Consider the following 21238-nt stretch of genomic DNA (forward strand, 5'->3'; position numbering starts at 1 on the left):
CTATGACAGCTGCCTCTTAGGGGAGAATCCTGCTCATGATCCGCAGCCTGCTGACCGCCGTCGCCGCTTCCGCCCTGCTCGTGGGCGCAGCCCAGGCCCAAGACGTCAAGACCGCCGAGGCGCTGCGCGACAAGGCCCTGACCGATCGCCTGGCCTGGAACATCACCGAGGACCTGACCACCAACATCGGTCCGCGCCTCGTCGGCTCGCCGGGCATGGAGCGCGCCAAGGACTGGGGCGTGGCCAGGTTCAAGGCCCTGGGCTTCACCAACATCAAGGTCGACCAGTTCGCCAAGCCGTCGTGGACGCGCGGTGAAGAAAGCGCCGAACTGGTCGCGCCCTATCCGATGAAGCTGTCGATCGTGGGCCTGGGCCGCACGATCCCGACGCCGGCCGAAGGTATCGAGGCCGAGGTGGCGCTGTTCTCCACCTATGCCGAGATGGTCGCCGCGCCCGCCAGCGCCATCAAGGGCAAGATCGTCGTCATCACCCAGCCGATGGTCCGCGCCCAGGACGGCGCCGGCTACGGCGTCGCCGGCATCTCGCGCCGCGCCGGTCCGGTCGAGGCGGCCAAGCGCGGGGCCGTGGCCCTGCTGATCCGCTCGGTCTCGACCTCCAGCTCGACCGTGCCGCACACAGGCGTGACCACCAACGGCGCCGACGTCGTCACCATCCCCGCCGCCGCCCTGGGCGTGCCGGAGGCCGAGCAACTGGAGCGCCTAGCCAAGAAGGGCCCGCTGCGCATCAAGCTGAAGCTGGCCTCGACCCTCGACGCCGGCGATGTGGCCTGGAACATCTCGGCCGACATCAAGGGCTCGGAAAAGCCTGACGAGGTGATCGTCATCGGCGGCCACCTCGACAGCTGGGATGTCGGCACCGGCGCCTTCGACGACGCCGCGGGCATCGCCATCACCACGGCCGCCGCCAAGCTGATCGGCGAGCTGCCAAAGCACCCCAAGCGCACCATCCGGGTGGTGATGTGGGGCTCGGAAGAGAGCGGCGGTTCGTCCGACGCCTTCCTGGCGGCCAACAAGTCCAACCTGGAGAAGCTGGTCCTGGCCGGCGAGAGCGACACGGGCGCGGACCGTATCTACAGCCTGCAACTGCCCAAGGGCTCGGAAGGCCATCCGGCCATGAAGGCGGCGATCCAGACGCTCAGCCCACTGAAGATCTATTTCGACAAGAACCCCGCCGCTCACGGCGGGGCCGACATCGGCGGCATCGAGGGCGCGGGCGTACCGGTGGTGAACCTGAACCAGGACGCCAGCCGCTACTTCGACTACCACCACACCGCCGACGACACCCTGGACAAGGTGGACCCGATCCAGCTGGCCCAGAACGTCGCCGCCTGGACGAGTTTCATCTACCTCGTCGCCGACAGCGACATCGACTTCCGCGCCCTGAGCGCGGCGGCGCCGGCGTCGGCGGGGCACTAGCCCTTCCTGCCCATCTCCATCGTCATCCCGGAAGCCGCGCAGCGGCTATCCGGGACCCAGGGGACTGGGCTTTGTGGTTGGGCTGGGCGCCCAGCGGTCGCCGACGCACAGCGGCGGCCCCTGGGTCCCGGCTCTACGCTTCGCTTCGGCCGGGATGACGAGCGAAGCTAAAACACTCCCCGCGCGTGCGGCGCGTCGCCGCGACCGTCGGGTGAGTCAAAACGCCGCAAAGCGCGCCGTTCATACTTTATGTGCTCATCCACAGATTTGCGGCGCCGCATCATCGGGCCGCAAACGCCTCCCGCAACAGGGAAAACGCGCCGTAAACCCTGATGGCGCAAGGCGGCGAGGCGTTAACGCCTGTCCCAGAATGGTGCGCGTCTTGGTTGCCGAGGCGTAACGCGACCGGCGCTTCGTTATCCCGGCATTAACGACCTTCGGGCCTTTCTACGCCTCCGTAGGCGCTTCGCCCGAAACCGCTCCGTCGTCGAACGACGGTCGGGCTTCGGAGAAGAGCCGAAGGGTTCCGTTTTTCCAGTGTCTGATGGTGGAGGACGCTTATGCCCGCGGCAGTGCGGGGGGGACCGCGCAAGCCAGCGCGCCCCCGGGCCGAAGCGCCCGCAGGTCCGAACAAGGCTCGACCGGCTCAGCAACAGCCGGCGGGGAAGCTGCATGCCGCGCGCGGCGGTGTCGGCGTGTCGCCGACCCTGGCCCTGGGCGTCGCCGGCGGCGCGCTGGCGCTCGCCCTGATCGTCACCCTGGCCACCGGCCACCGCGCCGAGCGCCTGGGCCAGGCCATGGTCCACGGCGTCGACGGCGAGTTCGCCAACCTGGGCTTCAAGCTGAAGGCCGTGCACGTCACCGGCGCTTCGCCGACCGCCCAGGCCGATATCCTGAAGGCCAGCGGCCTCTATCAGGACCAGCCGACGCTGGGCATGGATCTGGTGGACCTGAAGACCAAGGTCGAGGGCGTGGGCTGGGTGAAGTCGGCCAAGGTGGTCCGCCTGCTGCCCGACACCGTGATGATCGCCGTCGAGGAGCGCCCGGCCCTGGCCGTGTGGCAGCACTCGGGCCGTCTGAAGGTGATCGACGCCGAAGGCCGCATCATCCGCGAGGCCGACGCCGCGCGCTTCCCGCACCTGCCGCTGGTGGTGGGGCAGGGCGCCGACCAGGCCGCGGGCAACATCCTGCCGGCGGTCAACGCGAGGCCGCGCCTGCGCGATCGTCTCGAAGCGCTGGTGCGCGTCGACGACCGCCGCTGGGACCTGAGATTGAAAGATGGCTCGCTGATCCAGCTGCCGGCCATTGACGAAGAATCCGCGTTGATTCAATTGGATCAACTGGATCAGCGGCAACGCATCCTCGATCTCGGCTTCGCGCGCATCGACCTGCGCGATCCCGAGATGGTGGCGATCCGGCCTCGAGACACCGCGCTGCCCGGGCAGCTGGTGGCCAACGGGGCTTAAGAACAGAAACGATGGACTGAGGTGACCCTGACCATGTCGCGACTTGAGGACCGGAGACAGGCCCGTGACGGCCTGAAGGCGACGCTCGTGCGTCAGCCCGCGGTCGCGGCCGTGGACCTGGGGGCGTCGAAAGTCACGTGCTTCATCATGAAGGCGGACGGCGTCCACCGCGACAACCGCACCCTGACGACCGCCGGGGTCGGCTATGTGCAGTCGCGCGGCGTGCGCGGCGGTGCGATCGTCAATCTGGACGAGGCCGCCCAGGCCATCGCCCAAGCCGTGGAGCGCGCCGAGACCGTCGCAGGCGTCAGCGTCCAGGGCGTGTCGGTCTGCACGGCCGGCGGTCAACTGGCCAGCCATCGCGTCCAGACCCAGGTTTCGCTGGGCGCCCGGCCCATCGCCGACGGCGACCTCTCGCGCGCCATCTCCTCGGCCCTGGCCCAGGTGCGCCTGCCGGGCCGCAAGCCGATCCACCTGCTGCCGATCGCCTGGTCGGTCGACGGCCAGAAGGGCATCCGCGACCCGCGGGCCATGTTCGGCCGGTCGCTCGGCCTGGAGCTGCTGGTCGTCTCGGTCAACGAGAACATCTTCCACACCCTGGCCCACTGCGTCGAACGCGCCCACCTGTCGTTCGAAGGCATCGTCGCCGCGCCCTTCGCCTCGGCCCTGGCGGCCCTGGAAGAGGACGAGATGGATCTCGGCGCCGTCTGCATCGACATGGGCGGCGGCTCGACCTCTGTGGCGGTGTTCAACAACGGCGCCCTGTGCCACGTCGACAGCCTGGCCGTCGGCGGCGGACACGTGACGCAGGATATCGCGCGGGGCCTGCAGACTTCGGTCGCCGGCGCCGAGCGCATCAAGACCCTTCACGGCAGCGCAATCGCCTCGGCCAACGAGGACCGCGAGATGATCGAGGCGCCGCCGCGGGGCGACGATCCGGGCGCGGGTCCGGTGATCGCGCCGCGGTCCCTGCTCAAGGGCATCATCCAGCCGCGCGTCGAAGAGACGCTGGAACTGCTGCGCGAGCGCCTGAAGGCCTCGGGCGCGCCGGTGGAGCCGGGCGCGGGCATCGTCCTGACCGGCGGCGCCAGCCAGCTGGCCGGCGTGCGCGAGGTGGCGGTGCGGGTGTTCGACCGTCCGGTGCGCCTTGGCCGTCCGCGCCGGGTGCCGCATCTGGCCGACGCCGCCTCGGGTCCCGCCTTCTGCGCCGCCGCCGGCGTCCTGCACCGCACGGCCTTCGGTCCGCGCGAGGTGGTCTCGCCCAAGGCCCTGACCGGGGCCCAGATGCGCAAGCGTCCGATGGACCCCAACGCCTCGCCGGTGGCCAAGGCCGCCGCCTGGCTGCGCGACAACCTCTAGCCCTGGCATTCCGCTGAATGGCTTGCGCCGGCGCGCCTGGAGCGCGACGGTGCCTTGTCGTGTCCGGAGGCGGGGGCTTTCCATGATCGAGGCGTGCGAGCGTTGCGGTAAACGGATCCCGGGCCCGCGCCTGGATTCCGTCTGCGAGACCTGCGAGATCGTCGGCGCCTGGCCTTGGGGCTTCGTGAAGTGGGGGCTGCTCGCCCTCACGGCGGGCGCGATCGTGACCTTCCTGCTGCGCTGACGAGGCTGTTTCGGCGCGGGACGGGTCTCAAACCCCCGCGAACATTGGTGGCGGCTAGGCGCGTCCAGCCAAATCACCCCAGGGGTGAATTAACCCTGTCGTTTAACTTTCTAAGTGCCTGAATGGCCAAACAGTGTAGTTTCGCGCCCCCGAATCCGAGGGTCTGGACGCAAAAAACGCGCCAGCGGCGTTCCGCCGCACAGGGGGTGCGGCCCAGCTTGGAAACCAAGGAGTTCCAAGCAATTCCTTTGGATAACTCGCTTTTTTCGGGTTAAGCGGGATCGACCTGCAGCCGACTCAGATTATGGCTTTAACCGCCAGTTAACGATGGTGGTTGTTCTGTTAACCCGATCGTCGAGGCGTTACCGACTTGCGGTCGGTTGATTTGGCGAATTCGGCGTAAGGACGCGAGGGTCCCCATGGCTATTTCTCTTTCGGCGCCGCGCACCACCGAGCTGAAGCCGCGCATCGTGGTCTTCGGCGTTGGCGGCGCGGGCGGCAATGCCGTCAACAACATGATCGAGGCGGGCCTCGAGGGTGTTGAGTTCGTCGTCGCCAACACGGACGCCCAACAGCTCCAGTTCGCCAAGACCGATCGCCGCATCCAGCTCGGCGTGCAGATCACGCAGGGCCTGGGCGCCGGCGCGCACCCCGAAGTGGGCATGAGCGCCGCCGAAGAAAGCTTCCCCGAGATCGGCGAGCACCTCGAAGGCGCTCACATGGTGTTCATCACCGCCGGCATGGGCGGCGGCACCGGCACCGGCGCGGCCCCGATCATCGCCAAGTGCGCTCGCGAACGCGGCATCCTGACCGTCGGCGTGGTGACCAAGCCCTTCCACTTCGAAGGCCGTCACCGCATGCGCCTGGCCGACGCCGGCATCCAGGAGCTGCAACGCTACGTCGACACCCTGATCGTCATCCCGAACCAGAACCTGTTCCGCGTCGCCAACGAGCGCACGACCTTCGCCGAAGCCTTCGGCATGGCCGACCAGGTGCTGCACTCGGGCGTTCGTTCGATCACCGACCTGATGGTCCTGCCGGGCCTGATCAACCTCGACTTCGCCGACGTCCGCACGGTCATGACCGAGATGGGCAAGGCGATGATGGGCACCGGCGAGGGCACCGGCGAAGACCGCGCCCTGATGGCCGCTCAGAACGCCATCGCCAACCCGCTGCTCGACGAAGTGTCGCTGAAGGGCGCCAAGGCCGTGCTGGTCAACGTGACCGGCGGCATGGACATGACCCTGCTCGAAGTGGACGAGGCCGCCAACGCGATCTCCGACCAGGTCGACGCGGAAGCCAACATCATCTTCGGCGCGGCCTTCGATCCGTCGCTGGACGGCGTGATCCGCGTGTCGGTGGTCGCCACCGGCATGGACGGCGCCTCGATCCAGCAGATCGAGCCCAAGCCGGCCGCCCGCAACACCCATGCCGCTCCGCTGCTGGCCGAGACCTCGCGTCCCGCCCCGCAACCGGCGCCGCAACCCGCCCCGGCCCCGCAGCCGGTCGCCCAGGCTCCGGCCCAGCCGGAAATCCGCCCGGGTTCGCGCTACGAGGCCCGTCCGATCGAGCGCCCGACCGCCACGGCCTATCCGGAACCGGCCTACGAGCCGGCCCCGCAGCCGCACGCCCAGGCCGATCTCTACGCCCAGCCGGAAGCCGCCTACGAGCCGGAACCGGTCTATGAGCCGGCCCCCGCGCCCCGCGTCACCCGCATCGTCGACCCGATGGTCGCCGAGGCCGATGACGAGCCGCTGTACAGCGATCACTACGAAGATCGCCGTCAGCAGAAGAGCGGCGGCTGGATGAGCCTGTTCGGCGGCGGTCGCCAGCAACGCTACGAGCCGGCCCCGCAGCCGCAGGCCCGCCAGACCGGTTCGGCCCGCCCGCAACTGCAGCCGATCGATCCGCCCCAGGCCGACGATGGCGAGGATCTCGAGATCCCGTCCTTCCTGCGTCGCCTGGCCAACTGAAAGTCGAGTTAGTACCAGTAAGCGTAACAGTAAGCGTAAGCGTAAGTCGAAGCGCCCGGGGTCTCTGCCCCGGGCGTTTTGCTTTTTCATCCTCCCCCGCTTGCGGGGGAGGGGGACCGCCCCCGGGTCGCGCGAAGCGCGCGCCCGAGGACAGGCTCCGCGGTGGAGGGGGCGAGTTCAAGCTCGGAGCTCTGTCACTCGCCCCCTCCGTCACGCTGCGTATTCGCAGCGCGCCACCTCCCCCGTTTCTCGGGGGAGGAGTAGGGGCACCTCCCCCTTCTTGGGGGAGGATTGCTGAGCAAGATCGTCATATACTGCCGGTAAATCACCTGATCCGGTCACGATGAAGCTCACCCGCACCGACAAGAAGATACTCGACGTCCTGCAGCGCGACAGCGGGGTCACGAACGTCGAACTCGCCGAGCGGGTGGGGCTGTCGGCCAGCCCGTGCCTGCGCCGGGTCAAGCAACTGGAGGCCGCCGGCCTGATCAGCGGCTATGTGGCGCTGCTGGACCGGCGCAAGGCCAAGCTGGACCTGCTGGCTTATGTCGAGGTGGCTGTCGACCGTCACAACGAGACCGCTGCCGAGGCCTTCAAGGAAGCCGTGCTGCGCGAGCCGATGGTGGTGGGCTGCCACGCCATGACCGGCAGCTATGACTATCTGCTGCGGGTGGTGGCGCCCAATCTCGACGCCTATGCCGAGTTCACGATGAAGCGCCTGCTGAAGATGCCGGCGGTCAAGGACATCCAGTCGAGTTTCGTGCTGGAGACGATCAAGGACTCCACGGCGCTGCCGCTGGATTATCTGGAGTAGGGACTTTCTCCCGAACAACAGAAACCTCTCCCATAGGGAGAGGGAGGGGCCCAGGCGAAGCCTGGGAGGGTGAGGGGTTTAGACCTATCCGGACGAGGCGCGGATCAATGGTGATGGGACCGCTGGCGGCGTACGCCCTCACCCTCCCACCGCTTCGCGGCGGGCCCCTCCCTCTCCCCACGGGAGAGGTGCTTTAGGCGCGGCCTCGGAAACTTGGATGACGCCCTTGAAAGGTCATAAAATGACCCAATGGGCATCAAAGGCGGTCATCATAGCCACAACACGTCTCCGCGCCTGACCTATACTGACGTCCGTATCCCCGACTCCCGGAGCGGCCGCCATGCTGGTTCTCGATCGCAAGCCTCAAGCCGCCGCGCCCATGCGCGCCGCCCTCGATGGCGTCGTGGCCTACAAGGCCGGCATGACCCTGGCCGAGGCCGGTCGCCGCACGGGTCTGTCCGATTTCGCCAAGCTGGCCAGCAACGAGAACCTGCTGGGCGCCAGCCCCAAGGTCGCCGACGCGGTGATGGCCGCCGTGGCCGAGCCGCAGATCTATCCCGATCCCTACTGCGAGACCCTGCGCGCCGCCATCGGCCAGCGCCTGGGCGTGCCTACCGGCCGTCTGCTGGTGTCGCCGGGCTCCGAAGCTCTGATCGACTACGTGTTCCGCGCCGTGCTGGCGCCGGGCGATACGATCCTGCTCTCCTCGCCGACCTTCCCGGCCTACGACATTTTCGCCAAGTGCGCCGAGGCGACGATCGTCGACGTGCCGCGCCTGGCCAACTTCGACCTCGACGTGCCGGCCGTGGCGGCGGCCGCCGCCAAGGGCCCCAAGCTGCTGATCCTCTGCACGCCCAACAACCCGACCGGCAATGCGCTTTCCAAGGAAGCGGTCGAGACGGTGCTGGCCGCCACGCCCAAGACCACCCTGGTGTTCGTCGACGAGGCCTATCGCGAGTATTACGAGGCCTACGACATGCTGGCCGTTCTGGAGACCTGGGGCGGCCCGTGGATCGCGGCGCGCACCTTCTCCAAGGCCTATGGCCTGGCCGGCATGCGGGTGGGCTACGGCATCGCCTCGAGCGAAGAGCTGATCGCCTATCTCGACCGTCTGCGTCCGCCGTTCAACGTGACGGCCGTCAGCCAGGCCGCGGCGCTCGCCGCCTGGGAGGATCGTGAGCATCTGGCGTCAACGGTTGCTCTGACCCTTTCCGAGCGCGCCCGCGTAGAGGCGGCGCTGGACGAGATGGGCGTCGAGCACACCCGCTCGGAAGCCAATTTCGTGTTCCTGCGCACCCCCGCTGGCCCCGAAGCCACCGCCATGCGTTTGTTGCACGAAGGGCTCATCGTCCGCCCCACGCCCGTCAAGGGCGGCTGGGTGCGCATCACCATCGGCAGGCCCGCCGACAACGACCGCCTGATCGCCGGCCTGCCGGCCGCGCTGGCCAAATAGTCAAATCAGAACGAGCCTTAGGGAGGCTTCCATGCCCGTCACGACCGACAACCCCCTCGGCCTGAACGGCTTCGAGTTCGTCGAATTCACCAGCCCCGATGCGGCGGCGATGAAGGCGATCATCGAGCAGCTGGGCTTCGTGCCCGCCAGCACCCATCCGACCAAGGCCGTGACCCGCTACAAGCAGGGCCGCATCAACCTGCTGGTCAATGAGGAAGCCGCCGGCCAGGTCGCCGACTTCCGCGCCGCCCACGGCCCGTCGGCCAACGGCATGGCCTTCCGCGTCGACAACGCCGAGCAGGCCTTTGCCGACGCCCTGGCTCGCGGCGCCAAGGCCGCCGACGCGTCGCGTTCGGTGCTCGGTGCGGACGCCAAGGTGCTGGAAGGCATCGGCGGCTCTCTGCTGTACCTCGTCGAAGGCGAGGGGAGCATCTACGACGCCTGGATGCCGGTGCTGGGCGCCGAGCAGGCCGAAGCCGCCAATTCGGTGGGCCTGGATCTGCTCGACCACCTGACCCACAACGTCAAGCGCGGCCAGATGCGCACCTGGTCGACCTTCTACAACCAGGTCTTCGGCTTCGAGGAGCAGAAGTACTTCGACATCAAGGGCCAGGCGACGGGCCTGTTCAGCCAGGCGATGATCGCGCCGGACAAGGCCATCCGCATCCCGCTGAACGAAAGCCAGGACGACAAGAGCCAGATCGAGGAGTTCATCCGCCAGTACAACGGCGAGGGCATCCAGCACCTCGCCCTGACCACGGAGAACATCTACGACACCGTCGAGCGCCTGCGCGCCCGCGGCGTGAAGCTGCAGGACACGATCGAGACCTATTACGAGCTGGTCGATAAGCGCGTGCCCGGCCACGGCGAGGATCTGGAGCGCCTGCGCAAGAACCGAATCCTGATCGACGGCAATGTCGGCGACGAGGGCCTCTTGCTGCAGATCTTCACCGAGAACCTGTTCGGGCCGATCTTCTTCGAGATCATCCAGCGCAAGGGCAACGAGGGCTTCGGCAACGGCAACTTCCAGGCCCTGTTCGAGAGCATCGAGCTGGACCAGATCCGCCGTGGGGTGATCACGGTCGACGCGTAAGGCGCACCCATACCCCACGCCCGTCATCCCGGCCGTAGCGCATAGCGCGAAGAGCCGGGACCCAGGGGCCGTGCGCACCGCCCCTGGGTCCCGGATCGGCCTTGCAGGCCGTCCGGGATGACGATCTAGTTGCACCCGAAAGTACGAGAGGGGCGTCGATGGACCTCCGCTACCAGACCGGCTTCGGCGCTCACTTCGCCACCGAGGCCGTGACCGGCGCCTTGCCGGTCGGGCAGAACTCGCCGCAGCACGTGCCGTTCGGTCTCTATGCCGAGCAACTGTCGGGCACGGCCTTCACCGCGCCCCGGCACGAGAACCGCAGGAGCTGGCTCTATCGCCTGCGGCCCAGCGCCGGGCACGGGCCTTACAAGCCTTACGACCAGCCGCGCCTGGCCAGCACGTTCGACGGGCCGGTGACGCCCAACCGCCTGCGCTGGGACCCGATCGAGATCCCGGCCGAGCCGACCGACTTCGTCGACGGCCTGATGACGCTGGCCGGCAACGGCGACGTGGCGGCCCAGGCCGGCATGGGCGTGCATCTGTATCTGGCCAACGCCTCGATGAAGGACCGGGTGTTCTACGACGCCGACGGCGAACTGCTGATCGTGCCGCAGCAGGGTGTGCTGACCCTGGTCACCGAGATGGGCCGCCTGAAGGCCGGTCCCGGCCACATCGCGGTGATCCCGCGTGGCGTGCGCTTCCGGGTCGAGGTGGACGGGCCCTCGCGCGGCTATGTCTGCGAGAACTACGGCGCGGCCCTGCGCCTGCCGGAGCTGGGGCCGATCGGCTCCAACGGCCTGGCCAATCCGCGCGATTTCGAGACGCCGGTGGCGGCCTTCGAGGACGTCGATGCGCCCACGCAGGTGATCCAAAAGTTCCAGGGCGAGCTGTGGAGCGCGCAGTGGGACCACAGCCCGCTGGACGTGGTGGCCTGGCACGGCAATCTCGCGCCCTATCGCTACGACCTGTCGCGGTTCAACACGATCAACACGGTCAGCTATGACCATCCCGATCCGTCGATCTTCACGGTGCTGACCTCGCCCAGCGACACGCCGGGGACGGCGAACGTCGACTTCGTGATCTTCCCGCCGCGCTGGATGGTGGCCGAGCACACCTTCCGCCCGCCCTGGTTCCACCGCAACGTGATGAGCGAGTTCATGGGGCTGGTGCACGGCGCCTACGACGCCAAGGAGGGCGGCTTCGCCCCCGGCGGCGCGAGCCTGCACAACTGCATGAGCGATCACGGGCCGGACGTGGCCAGTCACCGCAAGGCCACCGAGGCCGAGCTTGGCCCGCACAAGATCGACAACACCCTGGCCTTCATGTTCGAGAGCCGCTGGGTGATCGCCCCGACGAAGTTCGCGCTGGAGCATCGCGCGCTTCAGGTCGACTATGATGCGTGCTGGGACGGGTTCCCCAAGGCCCGCCTGCCGTAACCAGAACAAGAAGAGGAAGCGCCGAATGAAGCTCGCGTCTCTGAAGGGCGGCCGCGACGGCCGGCTGGTCGTGGTGTCGAACGACGTGGCCTGGTGCTCAGACGCCGGGACGATCGCGCCGACGCTGCAGGCCGCGCTCGACGATTGGGAGCGCTGCGAGCCGCTGCTGCGCGGGTTGGCCGAGAGCCTTGAGCACGGCGGCGTGCCCAAGGAGCGCTTTCACGAGCACGACGCCTTGAGCCCGCTGCCGCGCGCCTACCAGTGGGTGGACGGCAGCGCTTACGTCAATCACGTGCAGCTGGTGCGCAAGGCGCGCGGGGCCGAGATGCCCGACAGCTTCTGGACCGATCCCTTGATGTACCAGGGCGCGTCGGACGGGTTCCTCAGCCCCCGCGACACCATCCCCCTGGCCGACGCGGCCTGGGGCTGCGATCTGGAGGGCGAGGTGGCGGTGATCGTCGGCGACGTGCCGCTGGGCGCCAGCCGCAAGGAGGCCCTGGAGGCCATTCGCCTTGTGATGCTGTGCAACGACGTCTCCCTGCGCAACCTGATCCCGGCCGAACTGGCCAAAGGCTTCGGCTTCGTGCAGTCAAAGCCGGCCAGCGCCTTCTCGCCGGTGGCGGTTTCGCCCGACGCCCTGCCGGGCTGGAGCGACGGCAAGCTGCACGGCGCGCTGCTGATCGAGCTGAACGGCAAGGACTTCGGCAAGGCGGACGCCGGCGTCGACATGACCTTCGACTTCGGAACCCTGGTGGCTCACGCGGCCAAGACCCGCGCCCTGGCGGCCGGCACCATCGTCGGCTCGGGCACGGTTTCGAACCGCGACGCCGACGGCGGTCCGGGCAAGCCGATTTCGCAAGGAGGCCTTGGCTATTCGTGCCTGGCCGAGGTGCGCACCGTCGAGACTATCCTGCACGGCGCGCCCCAGACGCCGTTCCTGCTGGGTGACGACACCGTGCGCATCGAGATGAAGGACGCCAAGGGTCACACCATCTTCGGCGCCATCGAGCAGACGGTCGAGCGGGTTTGAACGACGAAGTCGAAACGGTTGGACGAGTCTGGTCGACGCGCGCCGGGATCAATCTCGGCCCGCTGGACCTGATCGCCGACGGCGCGGCGCGCAACTACGTGCTGCAGATCGGCGCCAATCGTTTCCATGGCTTCGTGGTGCGCAGGGGCGAGGCGGCGTTCGGCTATGTCGACCGCTGCCCGCACGCCGGCCTGCCGCTGGCGCAGCAACTGGATCAGTACCTGACGCCTGATGGCGGCATGATCGCCTGCTCCTGGCACGGCGCGGTCTTCGCCATCGAGGACGGCGCCTGCCTGGGCGGTCCCTGCGCCGGCGGGCGGCTTACGCCCTGGCCGGTGCGGGTCGAGAACGGGCGCCTGCTGACCGCGTAAAATACGTATAAGCACGTCCAGGTTGATTTGCGCCGATCCCGGTGGTTTCGTGAAGCGGGATCGGGAGAAGGGCATGACCGGACTTTCGGGGATCGTCGACGATCTCGAAGGCGTCGCGCTCGAGGTCGCGCAGCGCCAGCCGCCCGTGGTCTCGTCCCGGGTGCTGGCCTTCCTGTCCAAGGTCGCCCACGTCGTCGACCAGGCCTATCGCGATGTCCTGGCCCTGCTGATCGACGTCAAGTACGTGGGCGATGACGCCTTTCAGACCGGTGAGATCAGGGACTTCCAGCGGCGCGCCGAGCGGATTCTGGAGACCAGCCATTATCGCGACGCCGAAGAGATATGCAGTCGGCTAAGAACGCTGCGCGACGCTCACCTTTCGGATCTGCTGGGCCTGGTGGGCCAGGACGCGGGCGGTCAGTGGCGGGCGCTGTTCGACCTGATCGAGGATCGGGAGGGCGGCATCATCCGGATGATCCGCGAGGAACTCTGGCGGTTGTCGCAGGCGCTGGATCACGCTCGCGGTCCCGCCGACCTGGAATCGCTGCGGGAGATCGCCTCGGAGGCGGGCGCCCAGGTCAGGCGCGACCTGGCCGATCTCAGCGCCTTCACCAATCGCATACTCGGCCTCAGCGGCCAGGCCGGCCTGATGGAGATGCTGAGGGACGGACGGCCGCCGTCCCTCGTGGTCAAGGAGATCTCGCTGATGGTCGATCAGAGGCAGCAGCATACCTACACCACCGGCGATAACTCCGTGCTGATAGGGGCGGGCGCGACGACGGGCGACGTCAGCCTCCAGCAGGGCGCGCCCATCGATCTGGCCGCCCTTGCCGCGGAACTGGACACGCTGCGCGCGGCGATGAAGGCGCAGGCGACCGGGGCGGCGGAGGAAGACGTGGCCATCGGCGCCGTGGCGGCGGCCCAGGCGGCCGCCAAGGCGGGCGACGAAAGCGGCGCGCTGAAGGCCTTGAAGAGCGCGGGAAAGTGGGCGCTCGGCGTGGCCGAGAAGGTTGCGGCGCCGATCGCGACCGCGGCGCTGAAACCCCTGCTGGGTCTGCCGTGACGCCGGAGCCTGCGGGCAAAAGAAAAGCCGCCCTCCAGGAGAAGAAGGCGGCCCAGTGAATTGGGAGGAAACGCCCAGGAAGGGCAGGACCTATATAGCGGCTTCGATCGCGCGTGACAACGTTGTCATGAATTTTTCGGCGAAAATAGTTGGTCAGCGTGGCGTCGGCTACTTCCGACGGCGCGCCGTAGCGACCTCGGCCGGGGTGACGGCCTTGCCCGTATTGCCCCAAGAGGAGCGAACATAGGTCAAAAGGCCCGCGAGATCGGCGTCGGTCATGTCGTCCCTGAAGCCCGGCATCTCGTTCTTGCCGTTCAGCACGATGGAGAGCAGGGGCTTGGCGTCGCCCTGGATCAGCGGCGTGCCCGCCAGGGCGGGGTAGGCGCCCTTGACGCCCTTGCCGCTCGCCTGGTGGCAGGCGGCGCAGTTGTCAGCGTAGAGCGTCCGGCCAGGGGGCGGAGCGGCCAGGGCCGAGGCGGCCGGAAGGGCGGCCGCGGTCAGGGCCAGGGCGGTGAAAAGCGTGTTGCGGTACATCAGGTCTCCCCGGGGAGGGTGTCGTCGACTCGACGGCGTCGGCTCCGTCCGGCGCAGGGTAGCCGAGGCGGGCTGTCCGGAGATAGGCGCTGGACCTTGCGCCGTGTTCCAGGGGGGCTATGTCCGACGGATGACCGACCTGATCCTGCGCCTGGCCAAGCCGGAAGACATTCCCGCCCTGACCGCGCTGATGAACGCGGCGATCGCCGAGCTGTTGACGCCGTTCCTGCCGCCGGAGGGTGTGGCGGCTTCGTTCGAGGTCATGGGCTTGGACAGCCAGCTGATCGCCGACGGCACCTATTTCGTCGTGGAGGATGAGGGAGAGATCGCCGGCTGCGGGGGCTGGAGTCGGCGCGCCACCTTGTTCGGCGGCGATCATTCGGCGGGGCGCGACGCGGCCATGCTGGATCCGGCGCGCGACGCCGCCCGGGTGCGGGCGATGTATACCCACCCCGACCATGTGCGCAAAGGCGTCGGCCGGATGATCCTGGCCGCCTGCGAGCAGGCGGCGGCCGGCGAGGGCTTCACCCGCGCCGAAATGGCCGCGACCATGGGCGGCGTGCCGCTGTACGAGGCTTGCGGCTATCACCTGATCGAGCCGTTCACCGCGCCGACCTCCAAGGGCTACGACGTGCCGCTGGCGCGGATGGGCAAGGCCTTGGGACCGGCCCCGGCGCGCTAGGCGCCGGAGCCGGCCGCCGGCTCATTTCACGAAGAGCTTCTGGTTGCTGGCGATCATCAGGTCGAGCAGGCCTTCGGGTTGGGTCATGAAGTCCATGGGCAGGGTCCCGTAGGGGGTGACCCCGTTCTCGATGATGTAGTCGAAGATGTGGGCGTTGATCATGTAGAAGCCCTCGGCGACGCCGCGCGGGAAATCCACCGCGTTCGAGCCGCTGAGGAAGTTCAGGAACCACGCGCCCTTTTGCCAACCGGCCAGGTACTTCTCGATCAGGGCGACCTTGTCAGGGACCAGGAACGAATTGAGGCCGTATCGATCCTGGATCGCATAGGGTTCGCCCGCCGAGTTGAACAGGTATCCGCCGGCTTCGGTGAAGCTGTCGCTGTCGTCGGGCCATTTGAAGGTGTCCGAGCCGGTCTGGTTCTTGAACTCGATCATCTCGATGCCGCGGCAGTGGAGATACTTGGTGCTGGCCGTGTCGAAGGGATAGCGGCGCATGAAGACGATCTTCTGCCGCAGATCCTTCAGGGGTTTCTGGTGGGTGTCGATCTCGAAATGGTCCAGCCAGTTGTCGCCGCCGAAGGTGTTGTTCAGCGCGCGGCGCACCAGACTGATGACGCTGTCCTGGAAGTAGTTCTCGGCGTCGGAGTTGATGCACATCACGATCGTTTCCTTGGTTCCCCGGTGCTTGAGGAACTCGGCCATCGGCGCGAGGCAGTCCTTTTCGAAGTACTTCCCGGTGTTCGATCCGCCGTGGACGATTTCGAGCGGGTAGGTGGAATCCAGGCGGATGTCGAAGTAGCGGGCGCCCTTGTCGAGCTGTTCGGCGATCGACAGGTCCTGGCAGCGGCTGAGGCCGAGGATGTAGGCGGCGGTGCCTGCGTCGTGGGAGCCAGGGAGGGTGAGGTCGCGCAGATAGAGGTCGTCGGAAAGCTTCGACATCCAGGTCCTGGGATCGATCTTCGGGATCAGGACGATGGTCAGCTTGCCGTCGTTCCCGTCCGAAGAGGCGGGGTGCTGGGCTTCCAGCACCTGGAAATGGGGCGCGGCGTCACCGAACGTGGGCAGGTAGCCCTTCCGGCAGCCCATGTTCTTCGCCAGATCGGGCGCGGTGACGGGGCGTGCGTCGGCCAGCGTGCCGACTTCGCCGAACGGCGTGGAGAAGCTCAGGCGGAACTCGGCGGAGTTGTGGCCTTGGGCGAGCGTCTGGGGGCTGGCGGCCGTCCTTCCGTAGGGGGGAATCTGGCCGCCGCTGAACACCAGGGGATTGCGCTCTCCCGGTGAGGCCCAGTCCCCGGCGTGAATGAGCGTGGTCGTGATCTCGACCGGCTGATCGGTCATGTTGATGATCTGCAGGGTGCAGTCGATGCTCATGGGCAGCTCCACTATGCCGACGACCACAGGGACGTGGTCAGAGGCGTCGATCCGCCGTCGGTTTTCGGGCATCGGTGCGGCTGCTCGCTATGCAAGAAGCGTCACGAAATACAATTTATGGAAAAAGTTTGGGCGAGCCTTGCTCAAGCCCAGTCGCGCCCCGGCGCGAAGAGTGGGGCGAGCCATAGCGGCTCGCCCCGGTAGTCTTGGTCGCAGGTCCGCTTAGCGGAACAGGCTCAGGATCGAGCTCGACGACTGGTTGGCGATCGAGAGCGCCTGGATGCCCAGCTGCTGCTTGGTTTGCAGGGCTTGGAGCTTGGCGCTTTCCTTGGCCAGGTCGGCGTCGACCAGGTTGCCCACACCGGCGTCGAGGCTGTCTTGCAGCTTGCCGACGAAGTTCAGGTGGGTGTCCAGACCGGTCGAGCTGGTGCCCAGCGAGGCCAGCTTGTTGGTCGCCGTTTGCAGGGCCGTGTCGATGGTGGTGATCATCGTCTTGGCCGCGGCGGCGGTCGTGAAGGTGGTCGTGGTCGACAGACCGATGCCGGCCAGCGACAGGGTCTTGGAGTTGACGGTGATGCCCGAGCCGTCAGAGTTGGCCAGGTAGGTCAGCTTGGCGGTCTTGCCGTCGATGATGCTGGCGCCGTTGAACTTGGCGTTCGAGACGGCCTTGGTGATCTGGTCGCGCAGCGAGTTGAAGTCAGCCTTCAGCGCGTTGAACGACGCGGTGTTCAGCGAGGTGTCGGAAGCGGCCAGGGCCTTTTCCTTCATCTTGCCGAGCAGGTCGGTCACCGTGTCGCCGGCCGCCAGCGCGACGTCGATCGTGGACTGACCGCGCTGCAGCGAGTCCTTCACGGCGTTGATCGAGGACGAGGTGGCCGATTGGTTCTTGGCGGTGGCCCAGATGGCGCCGTTGTCCTTGGCGGAGCCGATCTTCTTGCCGGTATTGATCCGCTGTTGCGAGATCTGCAGCTCGCTGTTGGTCGAGTTCAGGTTCTGCAGGGCGATCATCGCCCCCGAGTTCGTGTTGATGCTGTTCAGCGCCATTACGAAGACTCCTTCTTGAGGTGTCCGGCGTCATTTTGACGGCCGGAGGGCTTTTTGCCCCACTGCAATGTTTCGTAATCTTCTTGACATTGAGTGAAAATGTCGCGGTTACCGCAGCGTTTACTGTAGTGGTTCGTTAACTGAAATTGACGCAGTCCCGCGACTGAATCGAATGCTCGGGCCGGGCGAGGCTTTGAGACTCTTGGGCGCGCCGTCTAGTCTCTGGAAGCATTGTCCTGAACGACGAAAGCCGGGCGTACGACCCGGCCTTCATGATCGATGATTCAAACTGTCCTCGACGCGGAGCGCCGATAAAGTCACGCGCAGAGGCGGGTGGGCTCGGCCTCGGGTTCGTCGGCGTCGAACATGTCGAAGGCCTCTTCCCATGCGGCCAGTCGGGTTTCACGCAGGGCCGCGTCGTCGATCACCCGCACCAGCTGGTCCTCGCGGTCGTTCCAGACGAGACCGACATCGGTCGCTCGCTCGGCGTCGCCGCCCAGCAGCAGGATCACGTCGGCCTTGGCCGCCCGTTCGGGGCTCAGTCGCATCAGGGTGCGGCCGCCGCCCATGTCGCGGTGGATGTCGGCGAAGGCCAGCACGGCCGAGATCATCGCGGCGCTGACCGGGCGGACGTGCCAGGACTGGCAGGCGAGGCGGCTCATGTCGGTTTCTCCGAACGATTGCGATGATCTCTTTTCCACGTGCGTTGCGTCAAAAACGGTCGTAATGATCCGGAATGAGACATGAGAAGGCTACGAAGCTGCTCGACCTGGCCCGTCGGCTGGCCAGTTCCTCCGAGGGCTTGACCCTCGACGAGATGGCCCAGGCGATGGAGGTGGGGCGGCGGACCGCCGAGCGTATGCGCGATGCGGTATGGGCGGCCTTCCCGCAGATGGAGTCGATCGAGGATCCGCCGACCCGGCGCTTTCGCATTCCGTCAGGGCTCGACAGCCTGTTCCAGACCCCGACCGCCGAGGAACTGGCGGCGTTGCGCACGGCGGCCGACTCCAACGCCGCCGCCGGCGCCGAAGCGCGGGCCGCGGCGCTGTACGCCCTGGAGGGAAAACTATTGTCGGCCCTGAAGGGCTCGGCCCGCCGGCGCGTGGCCCCAGACGTCGAGGCGCTGGTCCAGGCCGAGACCATCGCCGTTCACGCCGGCCCTCGCCCGTTCGAGGACCAGGGCGTGCTGGCCGAGATCCGCTCGGCGGTTAAGGGGCTGACGGCGCTGTCGTTCCGCTATGAGGGCGGAAGTCAGCCTGGGCGGACCCGCACGGTCACGCCGCTGGGCATTCTGTTCGGCCGCAGCAACTATCTGGTCTCGCTGGAGGGGCAGAGCCCGCGGCCGCGCACCTTCCGCCTGGACCGGATGAGCGAGGTGGTGGCGCTGGACAAGCCGGCCTCGCCGCCGGCGGACTTTTCGTTGCAGGCCTTCGCCGACGAAAGCTTCGGCATCTATCACGGCGAGATCGAGGACGTGGTCCTGCGCATCAAGCCCGAGCGCGCCGAGGACGCCCTGCGCTGGCGTTTCCACTCCAACCAGACCGTGACGCAAGGGGCGGACGGCGTGGTGACCGTGACCTTCCGGGCCAGCGGCATGCTGGAGTTGGCCTGGCACCTGTTCACCTGGGGCGACGCGGTCGAGATCGTCTCGCCAGAGAGCCTGAAGCACAGGATGGTCGAAGAGCTGGAGAAGGCGTTGGCGGCGCATCGCCGGGGATAGGCCTCAGCTCGTCACCAGCCTCAGCAGCGCCAATTCTTGCGCCCTAGCCGAACTGGCCCGGCGTCGGGGCAGGGCGCTGGCCTCGAAGGCTTCGAGGACGCGGGGGTGGATGTAGGCCGCCCGGCAGACGGCAGGGGTGTTGCCCAGGAGGCCCGCGACCGCCTTGATGCAGAGATTCAGGGCCTTCTTGGCCTCGGTCTTCGTCGCCGGGGCGGGTTGCAGGCTCAGCGCCTCCAGGGCCGCCAGCGAGCCGTACCAGGTGCGGAAGTCCTTGGCCGAGAAGTCCTCGCCGGCCGCGGCGCGGATGTAGTCGTTGACGTCGTGGCTCTCGATCGAGCGACGCTGGCCGTCCTCGTCGAGATACTGGAACAGGCGCTGGCCTCGCAGCTCCTGGCAGGCGCCGATGATGCGGGACAGCCGTCGGTCGCGAAACCCGGTGCGGTGGACCTTGCCGCTCTTGCCCTTGAACTCGAACACCGCGCCGCCGCCGGCCAGCTTCAGGTGGCGCTTCTGCATGGTGGTCAGGCCGAAGCTCTTGTTGGCCCTGGCGTATTCGTCGTTGCCGACCCGGATCAGGGTCAGCTCCAGGAGGCGCACCACGGCGGCCAAGACCTTTTCGCGCGGCAGGCCGCGGCGCGAAAGATCGGCCTCTACCCGCTTGCGCAGCCGGGGCAGGGCGCGTCCGAAGGCGGCCATGCGCTCGTACTTGCGCGCGTCGCGATCGGCCCGCCAGTCGGGGTGATAGCGATACTGCTTGCGGCCCTTCTGGTCGCGGCCGACCGCCTGGATGTGACCGTTGGGGTCGGGGCAGATCCAGACGCTGGTCCAGGCCGGCGGGATGGCCAAAAGGCGGATACGTTCCAGCGTCGCCTCGTCCTTCACCCGGCGGCCGTCGGCGTCGGCGTAGGAGAACGCGCCGGGCCTGCCCAGGCGGGCGAGGCCCTGCTCCTGATCATTGACATAGGCCAGCAGCGTCTTCTCGGCGGCGGGGGTCTCGGTGGTGTCGCGGGCCATGGCGCTCACCGGCTCGGGTCATGGGCTGAGAGTTCGGATTCCGATTTCAGAACCCGGCCGCCATCCGCCTGGCCGACCAGGTAGGCCGGCTCTTCGGGGCTGCCGTTGCGGGTGATCTTCTCGCCCTTGATGGTGCGGGTGACCCTGCGGTCGAAGCGTTGGAGCACCTTGCCCCGAGCCTCGTGGGCGCCCCAGCGCCAGGTCACTGTCGCGCGCTCGGAAAAATGCCGGGCCATGCGTTCGCTCCCAACCTAATTCCGGCCAACGTGATAGACGGAGCCTCTGTTCCGGGAGCGTCACGCCGCAATGAACTACCGCCACGCCTTTCACGCCGGCAACTTCGCCGACCTGCAGAAGCACGCGATCCTGCTGGCCCTGCTCGAGGCCCTGACCGTCGACGAGGCGCCGCTGGCGGTGATCGACACCCATGCCGGCGCCGGGGCCTACGACCTGCGCGGCGACATGGCCCAGAAATCCAAGGAAGCGGCCGCCGGTATCGGCCGGCTGCTGGCCGAGGGCGATGCGCCCGCGCCGTTTGCCCCGCTGCTGAAGGCGGTGGAAGAGCTGAACGTCGGCGCGGCCGATGCGCCGCTCTATCCAGGCTCGCCGCTGCTGATCGCCCGCGCCCTGCGGCGCAGCGACCGCTACACCGCCTGCGAGTTGCGCGACGACGACTTCGACCAATTGCGCAAGGTGCTGGGCCCCTATGCCTTCGCCCAAGGCCTTAAGGCCGATGGCTACGCCACGGCCGAGGCGCGCGCCGGGCGTGGCGGTCGCACCTTCGTGCTGATCGATCCGCCGTTCGAGCGGCCCGACGACTACGCCCAGTGCGTGGCCACGGTGCGGGCCGTGCGCAAGGTCGATCCCGCCGCCGTCCTGGCCATCTGGACCCCGCTGAAGGACCTGGAGACCTTCGACGCCTTCGTGCGCGCGCTAGAAAACGTCACCGACGACGCGCTAATCGCCGAGCTTCGCCTGAGGCCCCTGCGGGATCCGATGAAGATGAACGGCAGCGCCATGGTGCTGGTCGGCGCCCCGGCGGCGATCGAGCCGAAGGTCAGCGAGATCACCACCTTCCTGGCCGAGCGCCTGGGCGAGCCCGGCGCGGCCGCCCGCGTCTGGCGCGCCTGACAAC

Annotated in this window: 21 protein-coding genes and 1 pseudogene; 16 read left to right on the forward strand and 6 right to left on the reverse strand. The window is 67.7% G+C overall.

The annotated features are described in order from the left end of the window. Positions 1 to 29: 29 nt before the first annotated feature. From P7A99_RS15300 to P7A99_RS15360, 13 genes and pseudogenes are all read left to right on the forward strand, one after another. Positions 30 to 1436: a M20/M25/M40 family metallo-hydrolase gene (locus tag P7A99_RS15300; RefSeq protein WP_277794731.1), complete on the forward strand. Its 1407-nt coding sequence runs from the start codon at positions 30 to 32 to the stop codon at positions 1434 to 1436. Positions 1437 to 1996: 560 nt separating this feature from the next. After that, complete coding sequence (locus P7A99_RS15305; protein ID WP_277794668.1) at positions 1997 to 2902, forward strand: cell division protein FtsQ/DivIB; 906 nt, start codon at positions 1997 to 1999, stop codon at positions 2900 to 2902. Positions 2903 to 2935: 33 nt separating this feature from the next. After that, entirely contained in the window at positions 2936 to 4261 is a 1326-nt protein-coding gene (gene ftsA, locus P7A99_RS15310) for a cell division protein FtsA (RefSeq protein WP_058346810.1), read from the forward strand. A gap of 82 nt (positions 4262 to 4343) precedes the next feature. Then, positions 4344 to 4505: a hypothetical protein gene (locus tag P7A99_RS15315; protein WP_277794669.1), complete on the forward strand. Its 162-nt coding sequence runs from the start codon at positions 4344 to 4346 to the stop codon at positions 4503 to 4505. A 419-nt stretch (positions 4506 to 4924) separates the two neighbouring features. Next, positions 4925 to 6478 carry a cell division protein FtsZ gene (ftsZ, locus tag P7A99_RS15320; RefSeq protein ID WP_165259004.1) on the forward strand — a complete coding sequence of 518 codons (1554 nt, stop codon included), beginning with the start codon at positions 4925 to 4927 and terminating at the stop codon, positions 6476 to 6478. A gap of 343 nt (positions 6479 to 6821) precedes the next feature. Beyond that, complete coding sequence (locus P7A99_RS15330) at positions 6822 to 7292, forward strand: Lrp/AsnC family transcriptional regulator (protein ID WP_277794670.1); 471 nt, start codon at positions 6822 to 6824, stop codon at positions 7290 to 7292. 340 nt (positions 7293 to 7632) lie between these two features. Next, positions 7633 to 8745 carry a histidinol-phosphate transaminase gene (gene hisC, locus P7A99_RS15335; RefSeq protein ID WP_277794671.1) on the forward strand — a complete coding sequence of 371 codons (1113 nt, stop codon included), beginning with the start codon at positions 7633 to 7635 and terminating at the stop codon, positions 8743 to 8745. Between the two features lie 31 nt (positions 8746 to 8776). Continuing rightward, the gene (gene hppD / locus P7A99_RS15340; protein WP_277794672.1) at positions 8777 to 9838 is read left to right on the forward strand and encodes a 4-hydroxyphenylpyruvate dioxygenase; all 1062 of its coding nucleotides are present in this window, start codon (positions 8777 to 8779) and stop codon (positions 9836 to 9838) included. Between the two features lie 43 nt (positions 9839 to 9881). Further along, positions 9882 to 9960: pseudogene (locus P7A99_RS25230) on the forward strand (hypothetical protein); the annotation flags it as partial. Positions 9961 to 9996: 36 nt separating this feature from the next. Beyond that, positions 9997 to 11274: a homogentisate 1,2-dioxygenase gene (gene hmgA / locus P7A99_RS15345; RefSeq protein WP_277794673.1), complete on the forward strand. Its 1278-nt coding sequence runs from the start codon at positions 9997 to 9999 to the stop codon at positions 11272 to 11274. Between the two features lie 25 nt (positions 11275 to 11299). Continuing rightward, positions 11300 to 12304, forward strand: coding sequence for a fumarylacetoacetate hydrolase family protein (locus P7A99_RS15350; protein ID WP_277794674.1), 1005 nt, complete (start codon positions 11300 to 11302; stop codon positions 12302 to 12304). Next, positions 12301 to 12675: a Rieske (2Fe-2S) protein gene (locus P7A99_RS15355; RefSeq protein ID WP_277794675.1), complete on the forward strand. Its 375-nt coding sequence runs from the start codon at positions 12301 to 12303 to the stop codon at positions 12673 to 12675. The genes P7A99_RS15350 and P7A99_RS15355 overlap by 4 nt, the downstream gene beginning before the upstream one ends. Before the next feature lie 73 nt (positions 12676 to 12748). Then, positions 12749 to 13738, forward strand: coding sequence for a hypothetical protein (locus P7A99_RS15360; RefSeq protein ID WP_277794676.1), 990 nt, complete (start codon positions 12749 to 12751; stop codon positions 13736 to 13738). Positions 13739 to 13906: 168 nt separating this feature from the next. Here P7A99_RS15360 and P7A99_RS15365 read toward each other — a convergent pair whose 3' ends face one another. Beyond that, positions 13907 to 14272 carry a c-type cytochrome gene (locus P7A99_RS15365; protein ID WP_277794677.1) on the reverse strand — a complete coding sequence of 122 codons (366 nt, stop codon included), beginning with the start codon at positions 14270 to 14272 and terminating at the stop codon, positions 13907 to 13909. A 130-nt stretch (positions 14273 to 14402) separates the two neighbouring features. On the opposite strand from P7A99_RS15365, the gene P7A99_RS15370 reads away from it, so the two are divergent. Further along, positions 14403 to 14954, forward strand: coding sequence for a GNAT family N-acetyltransferase (locus P7A99_RS15370; protein WP_277794678.1), 552 nt, complete (start codon positions 14403 to 14405; stop codon positions 14952 to 14954). 21 nt (positions 14955 to 14975) lie between these two features. Here the strand turns inward: P7A99_RS15370 and P7A99_RS15375 are convergent, their stop codons facing one another. The 3 genes from P7A99_RS15375 to P7A99_RS15385 form a co-directional block, all read right to left on the reverse strand. Then, positions 14976 to 16325 carry a phosphatidylinositol-specific phospholipase C domain-containing protein gene (locus P7A99_RS15375; protein ID WP_277794679.1) on the reverse strand — a complete coding sequence of 450 codons (1350 nt, stop codon included), beginning with the start codon at positions 16323 to 16325 and terminating at the stop codon, positions 14976 to 14978. 222 nt (positions 16326 to 16547) lie between these two features. Further along, on the reverse strand, positions 16548 to 17369 hold the full coding sequence (locus tag P7A99_RS15380; protein ID WP_109100344.1) for a flagellin: 822 nt from the start codon (positions 17367 to 17369) through the stop codon (positions 16548 to 16550). 317 nt (positions 17370 to 17686) lie between these two features. Continuing rightward, positions 17687 to 18031: a hypothetical protein gene (locus P7A99_RS15385; RefSeq protein ID WP_277794680.1), complete on the reverse strand. Its 345-nt coding sequence runs from the start codon at positions 18029 to 18031 to the stop codon at positions 17687 to 17689. A gap of 74 nt (positions 18032 to 18105) precedes the next feature. On the opposite strand from P7A99_RS15385, the gene P7A99_RS15390 reads away from it, so the two are divergent. Further along, positions 18106 to 19089: a helix-turn-helix transcriptional regulator gene (locus tag P7A99_RS15390; RefSeq protein WP_277794681.1), complete on the forward strand. Its 984-nt coding sequence runs from the start codon at positions 18106 to 18108 to the stop codon at positions 19087 to 19089. Positions 19090 to 19092: 3 nt separating this feature from the next. On the opposite strand, the gene P7A99_RS15395 is transcribed toward P7A99_RS15390, so the two are convergent. Next, a complete protein-coding gene (locus tag P7A99_RS15395; protein WP_277794682.1) occupies positions 19093 to 20103 on the reverse strand; it encodes a DNA topoisomerase IB in 1011 nt (336 codons plus the stop codon). 5 nt (positions 20104 to 20108) lie between these two features. Beyond that, positions 20109 to 20339 carry a DUF2945 domain-containing protein gene (locus P7A99_RS15400; protein WP_277794683.1) on the reverse strand — a complete coding sequence of 77 codons (231 nt, stop codon included), beginning with the start codon at positions 20337 to 20339 and terminating at the stop codon, positions 20109 to 20111. A 70-nt stretch (positions 20340 to 20409) separates the two neighbouring features. Here P7A99_RS15400 and rlmJ point away from each other — a divergent pair, with 70 nt between their 5' ends. Beyond that, positions 20410 to 21234 carry a 23S rRNA (adenine(2030)-N(6))-methyltransferase RlmJ gene (gene rlmJ / locus P7A99_RS15405; RefSeq protein WP_277794684.1) on the forward strand — a complete coding sequence of 275 codons (825 nt, stop codon included), beginning with the start codon at positions 20410 to 20412 and terminating at the stop codon, positions 21232 to 21234. Positions 21235 to 21238: the final 4 nt, after the last annotated feature.

Source organism: Caulobacter endophyticus (assembly GCF_029543245.1).
Taxonomy (GTDB): Bacteria; Pseudomonadota; Alphaproteobacteria; order Caulobacterales; family Caulobacteraceae; genus Caulobacter; species Caulobacter endophyticus_A.

Excerpts from the sequence above, each read along its gene's own strand:
- P7A99_RS15305 (WP_277794668.1), top strand. The coding sequence starts at position 1,997 with ATGCCCGCGGCAGTGCGGGGGGGACCGCGCAAGCCAGCGCGCCCCCGG.
- ftsA (WP_058346810.1), top strand. The coding sequence starts at position 2,936 with ATGTCGCGACTTGAGGACCGGAGACAGGCCCGTGACGGCCTGAAGGCG.
- P7A99_RS15315 (WP_277794669.1), top strand. The coding sequence starts at position 4,344 with ATGATCGAGGCGTGCGAGCGTTGCGGTAAACGGATCCCGGGCCCGCGC.
- ftsZ (WP_165259004.1), top strand. The coding sequence starts at position 4,925 with ATGGCTATTTCTCTTTCGGCGCCGCGCACCACCGAGCTGAAGCCGCGC.
- P7A99_RS15330 (WP_277794670.1), top strand. The coding sequence starts at position 6,822 with ATGAAGCTCACCCGCACCGACAAGAAGATACTCGACGTCCTGCAGCGC.
- hisC (WP_277794671.1), top strand. The coding sequence starts at position 7,633 with ATGCTGGTTCTCGATCGCAAGCCTCAAGCCGCCGCGCCCATGCGCGCC.
- hppD (WP_277794672.1), top strand. The coding sequence starts at position 8,777 with ATGCCCGTCACGACCGACAACCCCCTCGGCCTGAACGGCTTCGAGTTC.
- hmgA (WP_277794673.1), top strand. The coding sequence starts at position 9,997 with ATGGACCTCCGCTACCAGACCGGCTTCGGCGCTCACTTCGCCACCGAG.
- P7A99_RS15350 (WP_277794674.1), top strand. The coding sequence starts at position 11,300 with ATGAAGCTCGCGTCTCTGAAGGGCGGCCGCGACGGCCGGCTGGTCGTG.
- P7A99_RS15360 (WP_277794676.1), top strand. The coding sequence starts at position 12,749 with ATGACCGGACTTTCGGGGATCGTCGACGATCTCGAAGGCGTCGCGCTC.
- P7A99_RS15365 (WP_277794677.1), bottom strand. The coding sequence starts at position 14,272 with ATGTACCGCAACACGCTTTTCACCGCCCTGGCCCTGACCGCGGCCGCC.
- P7A99_RS15370 (WP_277794678.1), top strand. The coding sequence starts at position 14,403 with ATGACCGACCTGATCCTGCGCCTGGCCAAGCCGGAAGACATTCCCGCC.
- P7A99_RS15375 (WP_277794679.1), bottom strand. The coding sequence starts at position 16,325 with ATGAGCATCGACTGCACCCTGCAGATCATCAACATGACCGATCAGCCG.
- P7A99_RS15380 (WP_109100344.1), bottom strand. The coding sequence starts at position 17,369 with ATGGCGCTGAACAGCATCAACACGAACTCGGGGGCGATGATCGCCCTG.
- P7A99_RS15385 (WP_277794680.1), bottom strand. The coding sequence starts at position 18,031 with ATGAGCCGCCTCGCCTGCCAGTCCTGGCACGTCCGCCCGGTCAGCGCC.
- P7A99_RS15390 (WP_277794681.1), top strand. The coding sequence starts at position 18,106 with ATGAGACATGAGAAGGCTACGAAGCTGCTCGACCTGGCCCGTCGGCTG.
- P7A99_RS15395 (WP_277794682.1), bottom strand. The coding sequence starts at position 20,103 with ATGGCCCGCGACACCACCGAGACCCCCGCCGCCGAGAAGACGCTGCTG.
- P7A99_RS15400 (WP_277794683.1), bottom strand. The coding sequence starts at position 20,339 with ATGGCCCGGCATTTTTCCGAGCGCGCGACAGTGACCTGGCGCTGGGGC.
- rlmJ (WP_277794684.1), top strand. The coding sequence starts at position 20,410 with ATGAACTACCGCCACGCCTTTCACGCCGGCAACTTCGCCGACCTGCAG.